16 protein-coding genes are annotated in these 16,453 nt (G+C 61.7%); 8 read left to right on the top strand and 8 right to left on the bottom strand.

Features of this window, described 5'->3' with window-relative positions; all coding sequences use genetic code 11:
* Positions 1-31: 31 nt before the first annotated feature.
* Together JN279_RS13905 and JN279_RS13900 are read right to left on the bottom strand one after the other, a co-directional pair.
* Positions 32-2,773 (bottom strand): patatin-like phospholipase family protein, encoded by a 2,742-nt coding sequence (locus JN279_RS13905; protein WP_244734574.1) that lies wholly within the window; start codon positions 2,771-2,773, stop codon positions 32-34.
* Positions 2,774-2,946: 173 nt separating this feature from the next.
* Positions 2,947-3,372: a VOC family protein gene (locus tag JN279_RS13900; protein ID WP_202353046.1), complete on the bottom strand. Its 426-nt coding sequence runs from the start codon at positions 3,370-3,372 to the stop codon at positions 2,947-2,949.
* A 66-nt stretch (positions 3,373-3,438) separates the two neighbouring features.
* Here JN279_RS13900 and JN279_RS13895 point away from each other — a divergent pair, with 66 nt between their 5' ends.
* Positions 3,439-4,065 carry a TetR/AcrR family transcriptional regulator gene (locus tag JN279_RS13895; protein ID WP_202353045.1) on the top strand — a complete coding sequence of 209 codons (627 nt, stop codon included), beginning with the start codon at positions 3,439-3,441 and terminating at the stop codon, positions 4,063-4,065.
* Here the strand turns inward: JN279_RS13895 and JN279_RS13890 are convergent.
* Positions 3,998-4,954 (bottom strand): LysR family transcriptional regulator, encoded by a 957-nt coding sequence (locus tag JN279_RS13890; protein WP_202353718.1) that lies wholly within the window; start codon positions 4,952-4,954, stop codon positions 3,998-4,000. The genes JN279_RS13895 and JN279_RS13890 overlap by 68 nt on opposite strands.
* A 108-nt stretch (positions 4,955-5,062) precedes the next feature.
* On the opposite strand from JN279_RS13890, the gene JN279_RS13885 reads away from it, so the two are divergent.
* Positions 5,063-5,695, top strand: coding sequence for an FMN-dependent NADH-azoreductase (locus tag JN279_RS13885; protein WP_202353044.1), 633 nt, complete (start codon positions 5,063-5,065; stop codon positions 5,693-5,695).
* Positions 5,696-5,801: 106 nt separating this feature from the next.
* Here JN279_RS13885 and JN279_RS13880 read toward each other — a convergent pair whose 3' ends face one another.
* Positions 5,802-6,494 (bottom strand): hypothetical protein, encoded by a 693-nt coding sequence (locus JN279_RS13880; RefSeq protein WP_202353043.1) that lies wholly within the window; start codon positions 6,492-6,494, stop codon positions 5,802-5,804.
* Between the two features lie 11 nt (positions 6,495-6,505).
* Entirely contained in the window at positions 6,506-7,507 is a 1,002-nt protein-coding gene (locus JN279_RS13875; RefSeq protein ID WP_202353042.1) for a 3-oxoacyl-ACP synthase III family protein, read from the bottom strand.
* 176 nt (positions 7,508-7,683) lie between these two features.
* On the opposite strand from JN279_RS13875, the gene JN279_RS13870 reads away from it, so the two are divergent.
* Positions 7,684-7,854 (top strand): hypothetical protein, encoded by a 171-nt coding sequence (locus JN279_RS13870; protein ID WP_274608694.1) that lies wholly within the window; start codon positions 7,684-7,686, stop codon positions 7,852-7,854.
* A 55-nt stretch (positions 7,855-7,909) separates the two neighbouring features.
* On the opposite strand, the gene JN279_RS13865 is transcribed toward JN279_RS13870, so the two are convergent.
* From JN279_RS13865 to JN279_RS13855, 3 genes are all read right to left on the bottom strand, one after another.
* A complete protein-coding gene (locus JN279_RS13865; RefSeq protein ID WP_202353041.1) occupies positions 7,910-9,136 on the bottom strand; it encodes an ROK family transcriptional regulator in 1,227 nt (408 codons plus the stop codon).
* Between the two features lie 140 nt (positions 9,137-9,276).
* Positions 9,277-10,299 carry an SIS domain-containing protein gene (locus tag JN279_RS13860; protein WP_202353040.1) on the bottom strand — a complete coding sequence of 341 codons (1,023 nt, stop codon included), beginning with the start codon at positions 10,297-10,299 and terminating at the stop codon, positions 9,277-9,279.
* Positions 10,300-11,223, bottom strand: coding sequence for a BadF/BadG/BcrA/BcrD ATPase family protein (locus JN279_RS13855; RefSeq protein ID WP_244734573.1), 924 nt, complete (start codon positions 11,221-11,223; stop codon positions 10,300-10,302).
* A 151-nt stretch (positions 11,224-11,374) separates the two neighbouring features.
* On the opposite strand from JN279_RS13855, the gene JN279_RS13850 reads away from it, so the two are divergent.
* From JN279_RS13850 to JN279_RS13830, 5 genes are read left to right on the top strand one after another with little or no spacing between them, the layout of a single operon-like run.
* Positions 11,375-12,625: an extracellular solute-binding protein gene (locus JN279_RS13850; RefSeq protein WP_202353039.1), complete on the top strand. Its 1,251-nt coding sequence runs from the start codon at positions 11,375-11,377 to the stop codon at positions 12,623-12,625.
* Position 12,626: 1 nt separating this feature from the next.
* On the top strand, positions 12,627-13,562 hold the full coding sequence (locus JN279_RS13845; protein ID WP_202353038.1) for a carbohydrate ABC transporter permease: 936 nt from the start codon (positions 12,627-12,629) through the stop codon (positions 13,560-13,562).
* Positions 13,559-14,407: a carbohydrate ABC transporter permease gene (locus JN279_RS13840; protein WP_202353037.1), complete on the top strand. Its 849-nt coding sequence runs from the start codon at positions 13,559-13,561 to the stop codon at positions 14,405-14,407. The genes JN279_RS13845 and JN279_RS13840 overlap by 4 nt, the downstream gene beginning before the upstream one ends.
* Positions 14,408-14,423: 16 nt before the next feature.
* Positions 14,424-15,356, top strand: coding sequence for a 3-keto-5-aminohexanoate cleavage protein (locus tag JN279_RS13835; RefSeq protein ID WP_202353036.1), 933 nt, complete (start codon positions 14,424-14,426; stop codon positions 15,354-15,356).
* Between the two features lie 11 nt (positions 15,357-15,367).
* Positions 15,368-16,426, top strand: coding sequence for an ABC transporter ATP-binding protein (locus JN279_RS13830; RefSeq protein WP_096449008.1), 1,059 nt, complete (start codon positions 15,368-15,370; stop codon positions 16,424-16,426).
* The last annotated feature ends 27 nt before the right edge of the window (positions 16,427-16,453 follow it).

The following is a 16,453-nucleotide window of genomic DNA, read 5'->3' as shown; positions in this document are numbered from 1 at the left end:
AAGAAGCCCGCGATCCCGGGCTTCCCCAAGCTTAGTTTATTTCTTGCCCTTGGTTGCCAAGACGCATCTTCAACAGGGTGACAAGGTTTGCCGGCATGCCATCAAGAGTTTTGATTTCAGCGGTCTGCGGCCGCTCACGAAGTGCGACGCGCATGGCGTGAAATCCAAGCGCACGGTAGGCCTCCATCTGCTCCTCTGAAAAGAACTGATCGCTGGTCGGCTCATTCGGGAAAAGCGGGTAGCGGCGCTCATAGTCCAGGACATAGTCGGGCTCGTCGCCGGTGACCGACGCCTTGACGTAGAGCAGTATCCCTTCGACCGGGTCGTTTTCATAGAGGATCTTGCCCACCGCGAAATGCCGCAGATGCAGATCCGAACCCGTCGGGATAATCTTGGTGCGGTCAGCGTCGCGGGCCAGCGCCGCATCCCTGACCGGCCGCCAATCGAGCGAGATACGCACGCCGAGATCAATTCTGGCGAAGCGCTGGACATCTGTAAAAGCGCCGAAATTCATGCCGGCATCGGCTTCGGCGTCAACCACGATGATCAGCTTGCACTTGCGCTTGAGCAATTGGTAGAGGCCGATATTGTCGATATGGCCGCCATCTGTGATGTAGACGCGCGAACTGTCCGACCTGAGCAAGCCCATCGCTTCGTGCAACAGATACAGTCGCAATATGTCGTCCCAACTGCGCTGGGAAGGCTTCTCAAGCTCGCTCGGGTTGGGAAGCCAGAATCCCAACCGCAGGTTGAGCAAGGCCAGCGTCGGCCCGAGCAGGCCAAGGTTGGTGCGACCCATGCTTGAAGAAATCGCAGCGCCCGAAATCGCCGCCGCCGCCGCGAGATCCAACTGCCCTTCTTTCGTGGTCATAGCCTTCGAGGTCGCATACCCGGTGGATTCGCTGCCGACAAAATGTTTTGAAAACAGAAAGAATTCGGCATTGCGTCCCCGCTTGCTCGGATCTGGCGCGGGCAGGCTGGTGGATGTTCCTGTGGTCTGCTGAGAATCCCTAGCCCGACGGACGTTCAACGTTCCGTTCATAAGGAGATAAGGTGCCTTCGCGCCGAGAGTAGCCAATGCAATGTCTGCCTGATCTTCACTGCCGCCAAGGCGAAATGCCCAGCGCAGCCGATCACGGTAAAGGCGGTGCAGGCCATTGGCATTTTCGGTGAAATTGAAGGCCACTATTATGACAATGGCACTGATGGCCAGATAGTTGAGCAACACGATGACTTCATCATCGTGCCAGACACCTTTTGCCATTCTGGCGGCGACGGCGAAAACGGTCGAACTTGCCAGGAACAGCAAGACCTTGACGACCACCCAACCGTTGTAGTCGTGCCTCATCGCAGCAAAGAAGTTGCTAAGGCGACCGGAACTGCCCTTTTCGGCGAAACGGCTCACCAGCAATGTTCGCAGTGTCAGGAAAAGCGCCATGCAAACAACGAGGGCCAAGCACAGGAAAAGGCTGTTGTCCGTCAGCCATTCGGGACCGTACGCGTAGCCGCTGGCACGGCCAAATAACCACGACACGTCGAGGCCCCAGATCGTGATTGGAGATATCTTGATGCCCCAGATGGTGATCAGCAAGAAGAAACCATAGATCAGGAGAGGCAAGGCAAGACCGAGCGCCAGGAATACCGCTCGCGCCAGATAACCGCGGATCTGGTGCCCGATCTTCGGTGAATTCAAGGCTTTCTGCACCCAGGAAATCAGGATTCCCCTGAAAGCGGCGGTGGCCGTGACGATGGCCGCAGCCGCTGTGATCAACGCTTTGAGCGTTTCCAATGTCGTCTGCCGATTACCGAATTTCGGCTGGGTAATCTCGATCAGCCACAGGATGATCTTGGGCTGAACTTCGATTAGAAACAGGCTGGCAGTGATCAGCAACAAGGTACGACCACCTTTAGCCCAATTGCTGTCCTGTTCGAGATGCTCGCCTTTGCGCGCCGCGGCATAGCTGTCGGAGTAGGATCGCCGCAGCCCCCATGAGATCAGCCAAATGGCGAGAACCACCATCGCCGATCGTGACAGCACGAAAGGATTGGCGACAACCGATCGCAGGCTGGCGCCCCATCCCTCTTTGCCCCAATCGTCTCCGAAGAGACGGTTGGTAACGTCGAGAACGATGCTGTGGCTGAGGTGGTTGGTGGTCGGGTTTGTCAGGATGACGAATGTTGCCAGCGGCAGGAGCAGTGTCAGCAGCAGCAGGAAATTGACCATCCAGCCGCGCATCAGGATGCCTATCGACAGCGAGATGTCGCGGAAGCCGCGCGGCGCCAGAAAACGGCTGTTGTCGCGGATATGGCCGACGAGCGGATTGTCGTGCACGTCAGACACACCCTCGCCTGAGGCGAAGGGAAAATCGAGCGGTCCGTCTTCGCCGCTTTCCGCCGGTTCTAGTTTCTGACGCGCTATATCGGCTTCGAGTTCCTGACGCGTCATATCGGCGACCATCGCCGATCCGATATAGCCGCCGCCGGACACGGTCGACAGATAGTCGATCCGCGGCGTGAGCTTGTACTGGTCAAGCGCCTGAAGCGCACCAAGACAAAACGAAGCGGATCTTATCCCACCGCCAGAGAGCGCAACACCAAACAGCCAGGCCGGATCACGCTTAGGGACGGAGTCGGGCTTACCGCTGCCAGCATTCGAAACATCTACGCCCAGCCTCTTACGGCGACGGATAATTGAACGATACTCTATCCGAAGAACCGTCTTGAAGTCCTTTGTATGCTGGTTACGTTTGCCTTTTTTCCGTTGATTGGACACAGCTATCCCCCGACGCCGCTATTATTGAGACAATACAACAGGCAAAGATGTTTTCTGCAAGGATTATTACTCGCGGGAAATGGAGGCAGCGCTAGCAACATCCGCAACTTGAAAACCACAAACCGGCAGCTCCGTCATCACTCTCTGTCAACAATGCCCGCCAGGGATCATACTCAAGCCCCCGCCGCGCCCTCCGCATACTGCGCCAAAAATTCCTTGCTGGGCGGGATCGGCTTGATGACGTCGATCAGCACGCCGTTGGGGTCTTTGGTGATGAAATGGCGTTGGCCGAAGGGCTCGTCACGCAGTGTTCGCAGGACCGGCAGGCCGGCGGCGAGGATCCGCTCATAGACGGCGTCGGGATCTCGGACTTCGAAATTGATCAGCAGGCCCGAGGTGCGCCCCCGCCCCTCTTCCGGGATCGTCTCGTGGTCGCCCTGGACGATGCCCAGATTGACGCGTTTGTTGTCCACCGATTGCAGATGCACGTACCAGTCGCTTTCAAACAGCGGCTGGAAGCCGAAATGCTTGACATAGAACGCGGCCGTGCTGGCGACGTCGCCGGTCATCAGCACCGGGTAATAGCTTGTGGTCTTCATCTTTCCTTCTCCCTGGACATAACATACAGTCTGTATGTAAATCGAATTAACATACAGGCTGCATGTATGCAACAGGAACCCGTGCGCCGTTCCAACCGCGACCGCACCGAGGCGACGCGCGCCGACCTGATCGCGGCGGCGCGAAAGCTGTTCACCGAGAAATCCTATGCCGAGACCGGCACGCCGGAGATCGTCACCGCGGCCGGCGTGACGCGCGGCGCGCTCTATCACCACTTCGCCGACAAGCAGGCGCTGTTTGCCGCCGTGGTCGAGCAGGAGGCGCAGGCGGTGGCGCAGGAGATCGACCGCGCTTCGCCGCCCTCGCTCGAAGCCCGCGATGCGCTCATCGCCGGCTCCGACGCCTATCTCACCGCCATGCGCGCGCCCGGCCGCACGCGGCTGCTGTTGCTCGACGGCCCCGCCGTGCTTGGCCGCGCCGCCATGGATGCGATCGACAACCGCCACGGCAACCGGTCGCTGCGCGAGGGCCTGGTCGCGGCGATGCGGGCCAACACGATGACGCGATTGCCGGCGGAGGCGCTGACCGCGCTGCTTGCATCCGCCTTCGACCGCGCCGCACTTGCCATCGAGGCCGGCGCCTCAGCCGAGGATTACCGCGCCGTGCTCATGGCGCTGATTGACGGATTGTCTCCGGATCGTCCTCAGGCACCTCGCCCGGCTCGAACTCGTTGAAGCAGCCGAGCCCGCGCTTGAACCGGTCGATCAGCCAGGCGGCCGCCGGCTTCGGGCTGCGGTCGTTGCGATGCATGGCAAACAGTGGCGAACTCACTTCCTTGTAGGGTTCGAGATCAAGTTCCACCAGGCGGCCAGTGGCCAGGTCGTCGGCGATCAGCCAGCGCGGCAGCCCACCCCAACCCAACCCCTCGCGCATCAGCATGTGCTTGGTGCGCATGTCCGTCAGCCGCCAGGTGCGGTAGGCAAAGACGCCATAGTCGCGCCCCTTGGTGCGCTCGGACTGATCGGTGACGACGAGCTGTGTGTGCTCGCGCACATCCTCGATCTTCACCGGCTTCGGCAGCCGTGCCAAGGGATGGGTGGGCGCAGCGGCAGGCACCATCGACATGAAGCCGATGCGCACGAGATGCACGTCGACCTCGCCCAGCAGGCCGCCAATGCCGAGATCGGCCTGTCCATTGACGACGTGGTCCGGGATCAACCCGAGCGAGCCGATATGCAGTCGCAGCATCACGGTCGGAAACTGCGCCTCGAATGCCTTCAGCACCCGCACCAGCACCGGCGAAGGCAGCGCCGAATCGACCGACAATGCCACTTCGGCCTCCAGCCCGTGATGGTGGCCATCGACGCGCGAGCGCATACGCTGCAGCACGCCGATCATGCGCCTTGCGTCCTCCAGCATCGCCCGGCCGATCTCGGTCAGTTGCGGCTCGCGCGTGCCCTCGCGCTCGAACAGCTTCAGCCCAAGCTGCGCCTCGAGATTGGCGATGCCGTAGCTGATGACGGATTGCGCCCGGTTGAGCTTGCGGCCGGCGGCCGAGAAACTGCCGGTGTCGGCAACGGCAACAAAGATCTGAAGCTGGTCGAGGGTCGGGTTGGGTTGCATCATTGTATCTATTTTGTGGATGGATCGTATAGAAAATATACCAGTTTATCTGATGGATCGATAGCCCCATATGTGGCGGGACAATTCATTCCACTGGAGAGACCCGCTATGTCCATTCTTCTCGTTACCTCGAGCCCGCGCGGCGCTGCCTCGCACTCGACCCGCATCGCCACCGAATTCGCTGAAAAGCTTGTCGCCGCCGATCCGTCGAACACGCTTGTCGTGCGCGACCTCGTCGCCAACCCGCTGCCGCATATCGATGCCGACTACGCGACCGGCATCTACACGCCGGCTGAAGCCCGCACCCCGCGTCAGGCTGAGGTTGTCGGCGTCTCCGACGTCGTGCTCGACGAACTGTTCGCCGCCGATACCGTGATCCTTGCCACCGGCTTCATCAACTTCAACATCTCCTCGACGCTGAAGTCGTGGGTCGATCACATCGCCCGCTCCGGCCGGAGCTTTGCCTATGGCGAAGGCGGTCCCAAGGGCCTCGTCACCGGCAAGAAGGTCTATATCGTGCTGGCTTCGGGCGGCATCTATTCCGAAGGTGCGGCAGTGCAGTTCGATCACGCCATCCCCTATCTGCGCGGCGTGCTCGGCTTCCTCGGCATGACCGATGTCGATGTCATCCGCATCGAAGGCGTAGGCATGGGCCCTGACGCGGTGACCGCCGCACTCGCCAAGGCGACCGCCAAGGTCGACGCCGTCGTGGCCAGCCAGCAGACCGCTGCTGCCGCGTAAGGCGCCTACCATATGACTGAGAAAAGGCAGGCGCCCGCGCCTGCCTTTTTCATTTCAGCCGGCCTACGAGCGGCCGCCGGTGCCTCACACTTTTCCTGGAATTTCTCTAGTCTTGCGCACTGCGTCTGACCGGCACGACCCGGTCAATCCGCTTGCCGCTCGAATCCTCCACGACCAGATGAATGCTTTGAACCTCAGCTGGAGAAGGTGCCTTCAATTGCACCTGCTTGACGATCCAGCCTCCTTCAAATGCCAGGTCCTTAACTTCGACATTGTCCGTGCCCTGTCCGACGCCATACTGAAGTGGCGCCGTGCCGCCCTTTATCACGGCTCGCACCGTAACCAGCCCTGCAGGGCCGACTGGTTGCGGTGAAAGATCCGGCGTGGACAATTCAAACGGCGCCTCCAGATTTGCCTTCGAAGACTCCGCCCCGAAGTAATAGCCGACGATCGTGCCAAACACGCCCAGCAGGAGGGACAAAACTTCCTTCGCCCTCTGAAAGCGACCGTCATTCGCGTCGCTTGGAGCTGGCCCGACCAGCGTGTTGAGGACGAGTGCGACGGCGATTCCTATGGTCACGATCGCGAAGAGATAGGTAATCAGCCCTCTGGCAAGCTCGGGCCTTGCCATTCCCGAAAGAAAGCCGTGATCGACGCCAAGCATCGAAGCGCCGATCATGACAAACAGACTGAGCAGAATCAGAGTTGCAAGGATTACTATCGGATTTTGAAAATTCGCCTGCGAAACATCCGGCTGGGACTCGGCCGGTTTTGGTGTCCCATCGTCCTTGTCTGCCATCACTCCCCTCCTCAGTAGATGCCCTCCATCAGGCCAAATACCATTCCAGCGGAAGCCGGACACAACACCACCCGCATTCCTCGCTCCAACGAACCCTCTTTGGTCGCCTCACACATAGCCGCAGGAATGGACGCTGATGCCAAGTTTCCGAATTTTCGAAATACTTTGTCATAAAGGCGGTCGCCAACGCCCAGTCTAGTCGCCATGATTTTGAGGGCCGACTCGCTGGAACTGTGTGGGAACCAGATGTCGATGCCAGAAACGTCGGGGTATGCCGCCTTTACAAAAGAGGTCATTTCCCTGCTCGCCGTCTGTGTAAGCTCTGAGCTGTAGGCAACCAGTTGATGGACGCCATTGGCTCCAACTTTTGTATCAGGCAAGCAGAAATCGCGAAAGCCGGGAAGTGGTAGATTGCAAAGCGATGCAAACTGGGGTCTGGTTCGAAAACGAAATTTCCAAGCATCTGGCGACCATGTAACGACGGTGGCAGTGGCTGCTTCGCCGATAGTTAGAGCTGGAAATGTATAAGCGATTTCAGCATCGGTCCGCATTTTGAAGATTTCGGGATATCCGTTTTCGTAGACGCTGAACTCAGCATTTACGATCAGGATCCTTGCGTATGATCGGGTCAGCAAAAAGCCTTGGGCAACCTGAAGCGCCCTTGCCCAACTCATGCACGCCTCCGTAATGTCGAAGGCGTCACACTCGATGCCAAGTGCAGAAACCAGGAACGTCGCGTTGGCCGGCTCCAGAAAGCCGCGCCCTATCCCGCAGTATATGACCAGATCTATGTCCCGGGGCACCAGCCCAGCATCGGCGATGGCCGATCGAGAGGCATCACGCAACAGGTCAAAGGCTCTTTCCCCGGCGCCCGTGTCACGGACGTAACGCGACTGTGCGCCGGCTCTTCGGAACAGGCGCTCGATTTTCCGACAATAAGACTCTAACTCTTCTCTGTTTTGACTTTGATTGTAATCACGAATATATCTTAGTATATCTTCATTCGAGATCATTCGGGATGGAGTTCTAAACGCAATTGAATCAATACGCATTCCGGCACCCCGAGCACGTCAGGTAGCCGTATTTTTCACCTCGATCTTGATTGCTTCCCGATTCAGTCATCAGCCCCGCCGGTAGCTCGTCTGAAAAACGACAATGAGAAAAGCCGGAAATTATCTCAATTTCGACGATGGCGCACCCTTTAATCCGGTTCGATCCTGCAGCCGGAGTGGAGCGTGACGGCGGAGATCTGCTCCGCACGAGGGGCGGCTGCCCTGACGCGGTGACCGCCGCGCTCGCCAAGGCGACCGCCAAGGTCGACGCCGTTGTCGCCAGCCAGCAGGCCGCTGCTGCCGCGTAAGACTCTCGATCATCTGAACTCGAAGGGCAGGCGTTCGCGCCTGCCTTTCTTTTTATCAGACATCCTTTGCCTGACCGGTCGTCTCCGTCGCGTCTTGCGTTATTTCCGACAGCGGCGGCAGCACGACAGCCGGATGGCGGCCTTCGCGCAGCATCAGGCCGAGACTGTAGTCGACGGCCAGCTTCATCGCACCGAGCGCCGTGCCGCCGTCTTCCAAAGAGCTGACGGCGATCCGTGTCGGCCACGCAAGGTCCGCCGCGACGTGCTCGACCTTTTCCGTCATCAGCGGATTCCTGCCGACGCCACCGCCAAGCACGATCAGGCCGGGGTCAAGCATGCCGATGCAGCCGGCCGCCAGCCTGCCGATATCGGCAGCATGGCGCGCGACGGCCGCCACCGCCGGCGGTGAACCCTCAAGCGCGCGTGCAAAAAGATCCTTGGCCGACTCGGGCGGCGCGCCTTCCCCCGCCGGCCAGTCGACACGGCAGCGCTCGACCAGCGCCCGCGAGCCGAGGTAGTGTTCGAGCCCTTCACGATGGGGCGTCTCGCTGGCCGACCACGGAAACGGCATGCGGCCGATTTCGCCGGCGGCACCGCCGGCGCCGCGGAACAGGCGCCCCTCGGTGATGAAGCCGAGACCGACCCGCACGCCAACCTGCAGAAAGGCGAAGGTCTGGTGGCCTTGCGCAGCGCCAAAGTGCATCTCGCCAATGGCAGCACAGTTGACGTTGTTTTCCAGGATGATCGGCACCTCGATGCTGCGGCGCAGCAGGCCAAGCACGGCGGATGGCCCACCGGGCCGGTCGAAACGATCGTTGGAGACGATACGCGGCACGGCCACCGCAATGGCGCGCAGCGCACGAAAACTCTTGGCCACGCCAGCCATGGTGGCACGCGCCACCGACAGCACGACGGCGCCGACCTTGTCGGCATCGCCGGCTATCGCCTCCGCGATCGGTTCTTCCGCCGACGCCAGCTTCTGTGCATCCATCGAATAGGCGACGGCGCGCACCTGGGCCGCGCCGACATCGATGCCGATCGCGTAGCCGGCGCCCGGACCGATGCCGTAGATCGTCGCCGTGCGGCCGATGGCGCCACGCTCAATGCCACGCGAGGCAACGAGGCCGAGTGCGCTCAGTTCCGACACCGCCGCCGACATGGTCGGCTTCGAAAGGTCGAGCATGGCGCCGAGCTTCGGCCGCGTCACCGGCCCATGCGCGGCGAGCACGCGCAGCACGGCGCGGGCGCTGTCGGTCAGATTGGGGATTTCCGCAGCCGCCATCTCAGCCGTTCGACCTTTTGCCTGAAATCCTGTCACCAGTCGGTGAAAGCGCGATCGCCGCCCCGACTCGAAAGCCGCATCCTGTTCTCAATGCCCCATTGCCAGGCGGTTTGGCAATTTCCACGATCCGGACAGCGGCGTCAGACTTCGGTCGGCGACCACGGCTTCAGCTTGATATCGGTCTGGCGGTAGCGGAACACGATGTCGGTGAGGCCGGCCGCGTCCTGCATGTCGCCGACAATGAGCTGGATGGCGATGATCTCCAGTATGGCGTCGGCGATGGCGTTGCCGAGCGCCGGAATGGGGATCACCACCAGCCTGTCGGCTGGGGCGACATCGCCGCGCCGCGTCACCAGCACCGAAGGACAGCCCAGCGCGGCGACATCTTGCGCGATCTTGACCTCGCGGCCATCGCCGATGGCGATCAACCCCGTCGCCGCATCCTGCGATTCCATCGGCCCGTGCAGATAGTTCAGCGTGTCCCATCCCGATGCCGGCACCCGGACGGCCTCGCGGATCAGCATCGCCGCCTCGCCGGCATTGGCGAAGCAGACGCCGGCGCCGACGATGTCGATGGACGTTCTGCCCTGCAGCAGCCGTGCCGCCTGCCCGGCAGCGCTTTGCGCACTGGAGAGAACGGTGGCGACAGCGGCAGGCAAACGCGCCCAGTCAAAACTGTTGCCGGCGAGCCTGTCGATCAGCATGCCAAGCGCCAGCAAGGTCCCGGTATAGCCGGTGGAACTCGCGCCATTGTCGGCCCCGGAGGCCGTGGCAAGCACCGCGCCGGTGAGTTCAGCCAGCGGATTGTCGCTGCCGCGACAGACCGCCAGGCGCGGCGACGCCGACGCCTCGCGCATGACGTCAGAGATTTCGCGACTCTGCCCGGAGGCCGACAGCGCGATGAACGCATCGGCGGCTGCATCCGTCCGGCCATAAAGATCGGTCGGCGTATAGGCAAAAGCCTTGATGCCGGAGGCGCGCAGATAGTGCGCGCCAACAAGGGCCGCCTGGTAGCTGGCGCCGATGCCGGCAAGCCCGATCGTCTTGCCGCCAAAAGCGCTGAGATCAAGATCGTCAAGCGCCCCTGCCACCGAACGCCTGCCGATTTCGAGACTTTCCGTCTGGCGCGCCACCGCCTCGCGGTAGCCGATACGCTTCATCATTCAAACAACTCCAATCGACGGGGACAGGTCCTGGCCAACGAGCAGCCGCCTGGCCAAGGCGACCGCGCCAAGCACCGGCGGCTCGCGCAGCAGCAGCACCTGGCTCGACGGTGACACCTTCGCCATCGCCTCGACAAATGCCGTCATCAGCATCGGCTGCTCTGAAATGACACCGCCGCCAGCCACGACAAGGGCGGGATTGGCGCCGCGTTCGATCAAGAGTTCGACCAATGCGGCCAACCCTGCCCCACCTTCCCTGATGACGCGGATAGCCAGCGCCGAGCCGGCATTCGCCGCGTCGAACACGGCATTGGCATAGCGGCCCCAGACCGCCGCCCCGCGCGTTTCGTTGAGCAGGATGCCAAGCTTGGTCTGGTCGTCTGTATCGAGCTCGCGCATCAGCGCGGCAATCAGAGGGTCGCCATCCCGGCCCCGGTCGAGGCTGTGCCGGATCGCCTTGGCCGCCTCGCGCACCAAGGCCGGCGCGCTACCCTCGTCGCCGAGGATCCAGCCCCAGCCGCCGGCGGCCAGCATCTTGCCATTGGCCGTGCGCGCCACCGCGATCGAGCCGGTGCCGGCGACGACGCCGATGCCGTCGACATGGCCAGCGGCAGGCACCATCAGTTCGGCATCGTTGACGACCTGCACCAAACCACCGGTCCGCGCGGCCAGCAGCGCCTGGAACCGTTGGCATTGTTCGTCCGTGTCGCAACCGTGGGCGCCGACCGCCATGGCCGCTGGTGCAACGCCCCCGCACAATCCGGCAACGATCCCGGTCAGCGTTTCGGCATCGGTCTCCATCTGGCGAATGCGCCAGCTCTCCGTCACCAGCACCTCATCGGCGATCGTGTGCTCGCCCTGGCACGCCACGATACGCGTCTTGGTGCCGCCTATGTCCACGCCTGCAATGATTTTCTGGGTCACCGACATCCACCGCGCACGCCGGACGAAGCAGGTCGCCTCGTCTCAATTCACATTAGTTAGGAAACTTTACAAACTATCTTCCCAGACGGCAAGAACTATGATTTGATAATCGTCGTAAAAAGCGCATCAAGCGCGATTGGGAGATTGCAACATGAGCAGGAGAAGGATTGGGCTGGCCCTCGCGGCCGCGTCTTTCGCATGGGGATTGGCCGCCGGCGTGGCGCACGCCACCGACATCTCGTTCTGGACCTGGCGCCAGGAAGACAAGGCCGCCTACAACGAACTTTTCGCCGATTTCACCAAGGCCAACCCGGACATCCATGTGAAGTTCGAGTCGTTCCCGGATGAGAACTATCCGACGATCGTTTCGACCGCGCTGGCCGCCGGCAAGGGCGGTGACGTCATCCACACCCACGCCTATGGCTGGCTCGAGCAGTTCGTGAAGGCCGGCTATTTCGAGCCTCAGGATCTGACCACGGTGCCTTCACTCGCCAACCAGCCCGCCGATGCGCTGGTGGCCGGCACCTACCGCGCCGACAAGAAGGTCTATTCCTTGCCCTTCGCCTCGCAGACGCTCGGCCTGTTCATCAACAAGGACGTCTTCGCCAAGGCCGGGCTGACCCCGCCGACCACATGGGACGAGTTCATAACCGTCAGCAAGGCGCTGAAGGAAAAGGGCATTTACCCCTTGGCCAACGGCATGGGCACCAGCTGGTTCAACGAGATGTTCGTGGCCATCTTCACCAATCCGTTCCTCGGCCAGGAGTTCGTCAGTGACCTGACCTCGGGCAAGACCACCTTCAAGGACCCGCGCTATGTCGCGGCACTCGGCAAGCTGCTCGAATTGCGCGACTACATGCCGCCCGGTTTCGAAGGCATCGACTACGACACAGCGGGCCAGCTGTTCATCAGCGGCAAGGCGGCGATGCTGGCCGGCGGCAGCTTCGACATCGCCACCTACAGAAGCCAGAACCCGGCCATCAACATGGACTTCGTCGCCCCGCCCATGGCCAAGGCCGGCGACACGCCGCAGGTGACCAAGTTCTTCGATGGCGGCTATGCGGTCAACGCCAAGTCGGCCAACAAGGAAGCCGCGCTCAAGCTGGTCAACTGGATGGGCACCAAGGAATTTGGCGACAAGTTTTCCGCCCTGCTCGGCAACATCTCGCCGATCAAGGGTGTCGTCATCAAGGACGAGTTGCTGTCGCACGTCGCCAAGTTGAACGAAACCGCCATGCCGCATATCAATGTCGTCTACTTCCGTTTCGAGAAGCCGACGGGATCGGAGCTGCTGCAGGGCGACATCACCAAGATGATGTCGGGTTCGATCACCCCGGACCAGCTGGCGGCCGACCTGACCAGCGGTCTCGCCAAATGGTACAAGCCTTTCCAGGGCAAGTGACATGAACAACGGCCGGCGCCACACCACAAAAGCCTATCCGTGGCGCCGGTCACTCTGGATCGCGTCCCTGCTGACACCGGCCCTGGTGGTCATGGTGCTGTTCGTGCTCTGGCCGCTGCTGTCGGCCTTCCGCCTTGCCTTTTATGAGTTCAACGGCTTGCAGCCGACCGGATTCATCGGCTTCGAAAACTTCCGCAAGGTGTTGTTCGAACAGCCTTATAGCGACTGGACCTACAACGCGCTGAAGCACAACATCATTGCCTTCGTGGCGCTGATGGTGTTCGAGAACGGCACCGCCTTCCTGCTCGCTTACGCGCTGTTGAAAGCGCTGCCCGGCCATCGCATCCACCAGGTCATCGTCTTTCTTCCCGTCGTGCTGTCTGCGGTCATCGTCGGCTTCCTGTGGAAACTCTTCCTGCATCCGCTGTTCGGGCTGGTGAACCAGACGCTGGCGCTGGTCGGCATCGGCGCCATCCCATGGCTCGGCAATGAACACACAGCACTCGGCAGCGTGTTGTTCGCCAACATCTGGCACTGGCTCGGCTTTCCGACCCTGGTGCTTTTGGCCGGCATGCAACGCGTCAGCAAGGAAGTGATCGAGGCCGCCCGCCTCGACGGCGCCGGCGACTATGTGCTGATGACGAAGATCATCTGGCCGCTGATTGCGCCGAGCGTCACCATCGTCACCATCCTGACCTTCATCGGCAGCTTCAACTGGTTCGAGATCCCCTACGTCATGGCCGGCCTCACCGGTTCGCCCGGCGGCGCCACCGACGTGCTCGGCCTCTATTTCTACCGCACCGCCTTCGGCTCGACGACGACCGGCATCCAGGATTTCGGCCAGGGCAGCGCGCTGGCCGTGATGATGTTCATCATCGTTGCCGGCGTCACCGCAATCGCGCTTCGCTACTTGCGCCGTCGAGAGATCGAACTGTGAGCGCAGTGGTCGGCACCAAGCAAACAGGCGAGCTGTTGAAGAACGGCGCCATCCAGCTGATGCTGGCGATCAACGCCGTCATCATGATCTATCCGCTGTTCGTCATGGTGATGTCGTCCTTCAAGACCAATGCCGAGATCTTCTCCTCGCCCTTCGCCTTGCCCGCGCATTTTTCGCTGGCCAATGCCGAGCGGGTGTGGAGCGAAACCAATTTCGTCCGTTACCTCGCCAATTCCGTCGGCATCACCATGGCCGCGGTGGCGCTGATCCTTCTGTTCAGCACCATGGCCGCCTACGCGATCGCCCGCTACCAGTTCAGGCTGAGCGCTCTGGTGCTGATGTTTTTCCTGAGCGGCATGACCGTGCCGCTGAAACTGGCGATCATTCCGCTGTTCATCCAGCTGGATTCGCTTGGCCTGGTCGACAGCTATGCCGGCCTCGTGCTGGTCTATGTCGCCATGGGCATTCCCTCGGCGGTGTTCATCATGACCGGCTTCCTCCGGACCTTGCCACGCGAACTGGAAGAGTCGGCACGCATGGACGGCGCCAGCGAGTTTCGCATCATGCGCTCCATCATGCTGCCGCTGGCGCGGCCGGCGCTGGTCATCGTCGCGATCCAGAATGCCGTGCCGATCTGGAACGATTTCTTCTTCCCGCTGGTGCTGATCACCTCGGACAATCTCAAGACGCTGCCGCAGGGCCTCACCGTCTTCGTCGGCGAGTTCACCACCGACTGGGGCGTGCTGTTCACCGGACTCACGTTGGCGGCACTGCCGATCACGCTGCTCTACATCGTGCTGTCGAAGCAGTTCATCTCGGGCATCACCCAAGGCGCAGTAAAATAGACGAGGATCCTTTCACGTGGCGAACCAGAACAAGATCATCATCACCTGCGCCGTCACCGGCTCGATCCACACGCCGTCAATGTCGCCGCATCTGCCGGTGAGCGCGCAAGAGATCGCCGATGCCGCGATCGGCGCGGCCGAGGCCGGTGCGGCCATCGTCCATCTGCATGCGCGCAATCCCGCCGATGGCCGGCCCGACCAGTCGACCGAGGCCTTCGCGCCCTTCCTGAAAGTGATCAAGCAACGCTCGGACTGCGTTATCAACATCACCACCGGCGGGGCCGCGACGATGAGCGTCGAGGAACGGGTCAAGCCGGCGGCGACCTTCGCGCCGGAAGTCGCCTCGCTCAACATGGGCTCGATGAATTTCGGCCTCTATCCGATGCTGGAGCGCTTCAAGACCTTCGAGCATGACTGGGAGCGCCCCTATCTCGAAGGCTCGCGCGACCGCATCTTCCGCAACACCTTCGGCGATATCGAGCACATCCTGCGCACCTGCGCTGAAAACGGCACGCGTTTCGAGATCGAGTGCTACGACATTGGCCATCTCTACACGCTTGCCCATTTCGTTGAGCGCGGCCTGGTCAAGGCGCCGTTCTTCGTCCAGAGCGTGTTCGGCATTCTGGGCGGCATCGGCACCCATCCGGAGGACGTCGCGCATATGAAGCGCACCGCCGACCGCCTGTTCGGGCAGGATTACCATTGGTCGGTGCTAGGCGCCGGCCGCAGCCAGTTGCCGATCGCCACCCAGGCGATCGCGCTCGGCGGCAATGTGCGTGTCGGGCTGGAGGACTCGCTGTGGATCGGCAAGGGTCAGTTGGCGAAATCCAACGCCGAGCAGGTGCTCAAGGTGCGCCAGATCATCGAGGGGCTCGGCGCCTCGGTGGCCACCCCTGACGAGGCGCGGCAGATCCTGCAGCTCAAGGGCGGCGATAAGGTCTCTTTCTAGGGAAAACACGAATGAGTGCGCTCACCATATCTGGCGTCGAGAAAGCCTATGGCAAGGCCAGGGTTATCCACGGCGTGTCGGTCGACATCGCGTCGGGTGAATTCGTCATCCTGGTCGGGCCATCCGGCTGCGGCAAGTCGACTTTGCTCAGGATGATCGCCGGGCTGGAGGACATCAGCGCCGGCGAGATCGCGCTCGAAGGCAAGGTCATCAACGACGTCGCGCCAAAGTCACGCGACATCGCCATGGTGTTCCAGAACTATGCGCTCTACCCGCATATGACGGTGCGCGAGAACATGGCCTTCGCGCTGACGCTGAAGAAGACGGACAAAAGCGAGATCGACGCCAAGATCATGCGCGCCGCGACGATCCTCGGACTGCAGGATTTGCTGGAGCGCTATCCGCGCCAGCTCTCCGGCGGGCAGCGCCAGCGTGTCGCCATGGGCCGCGCCATCGTGCGCGATCCCAAAGTCTTCCTGTTCGACGAGCCGCTCTCCAACCTCGACGCCAAGCTGCGCGTGCAGATGCGCACCGAAATCAAGGCACTGCACCAGCGCCTGGGAACCACCATCGTCTACGTCACCCACGACCAGGTCGAAGCGATGACCATGGCCGACAAAATCGTCGTCATGAATGGCGGCATCGTCGAACAGGTCGGCGCCCCGCTCGACCTCTACGACCGGCCGGCCAATCTGTTCGTTGCCCAGTTCATCGGCTCGCCGTCGATGAACATCCTGCAAGGCCGCACCACGGCGGACGGTTTTATCGCCAGCGACGGCACCGTGTTTCCGCTGCCGGCGCTGGGCCGGGGCGAAAGCGCTGCTGCCTGGGGCATCCGGCCCGAACATCTCAGGCTCTCCGACAGCGGCGTGCCGGCGGTGGTCGAAGTGGTCGAGCCGACCGGCTCGGAAACCCTTGTCATGGCCAAAGCCGGGAGCAACACGCTGAGCGCGCTGCTGCGCGAACGCATTCGCGTGATACCGGGCCAACAGGTTTTCCTCGCGCCGGACCTAACCCAGTTGCACCTGTTCAACGCCGAGGATCGGCGCATCACATCCACGGTGCAGTGAACGAGCGCCCTGTTGGCTTTGGCTGGA

Source organism: Mesorhizobium sp. 113-1-2 (genome assembly GCF_016756475.1).
GTDB classification, from domain to species: Bacteria; Pseudomonadota; Alphaproteobacteria; order Rhizobiales; family Rhizobiaceae; genus Mesorhizobium; species Mesorhizobium loti_C.
The sequence above is the reverse complement of the archived record's forward strand: the minus strand, read 5'-3'. Positions and strand labels throughout refer to the sequence as shown.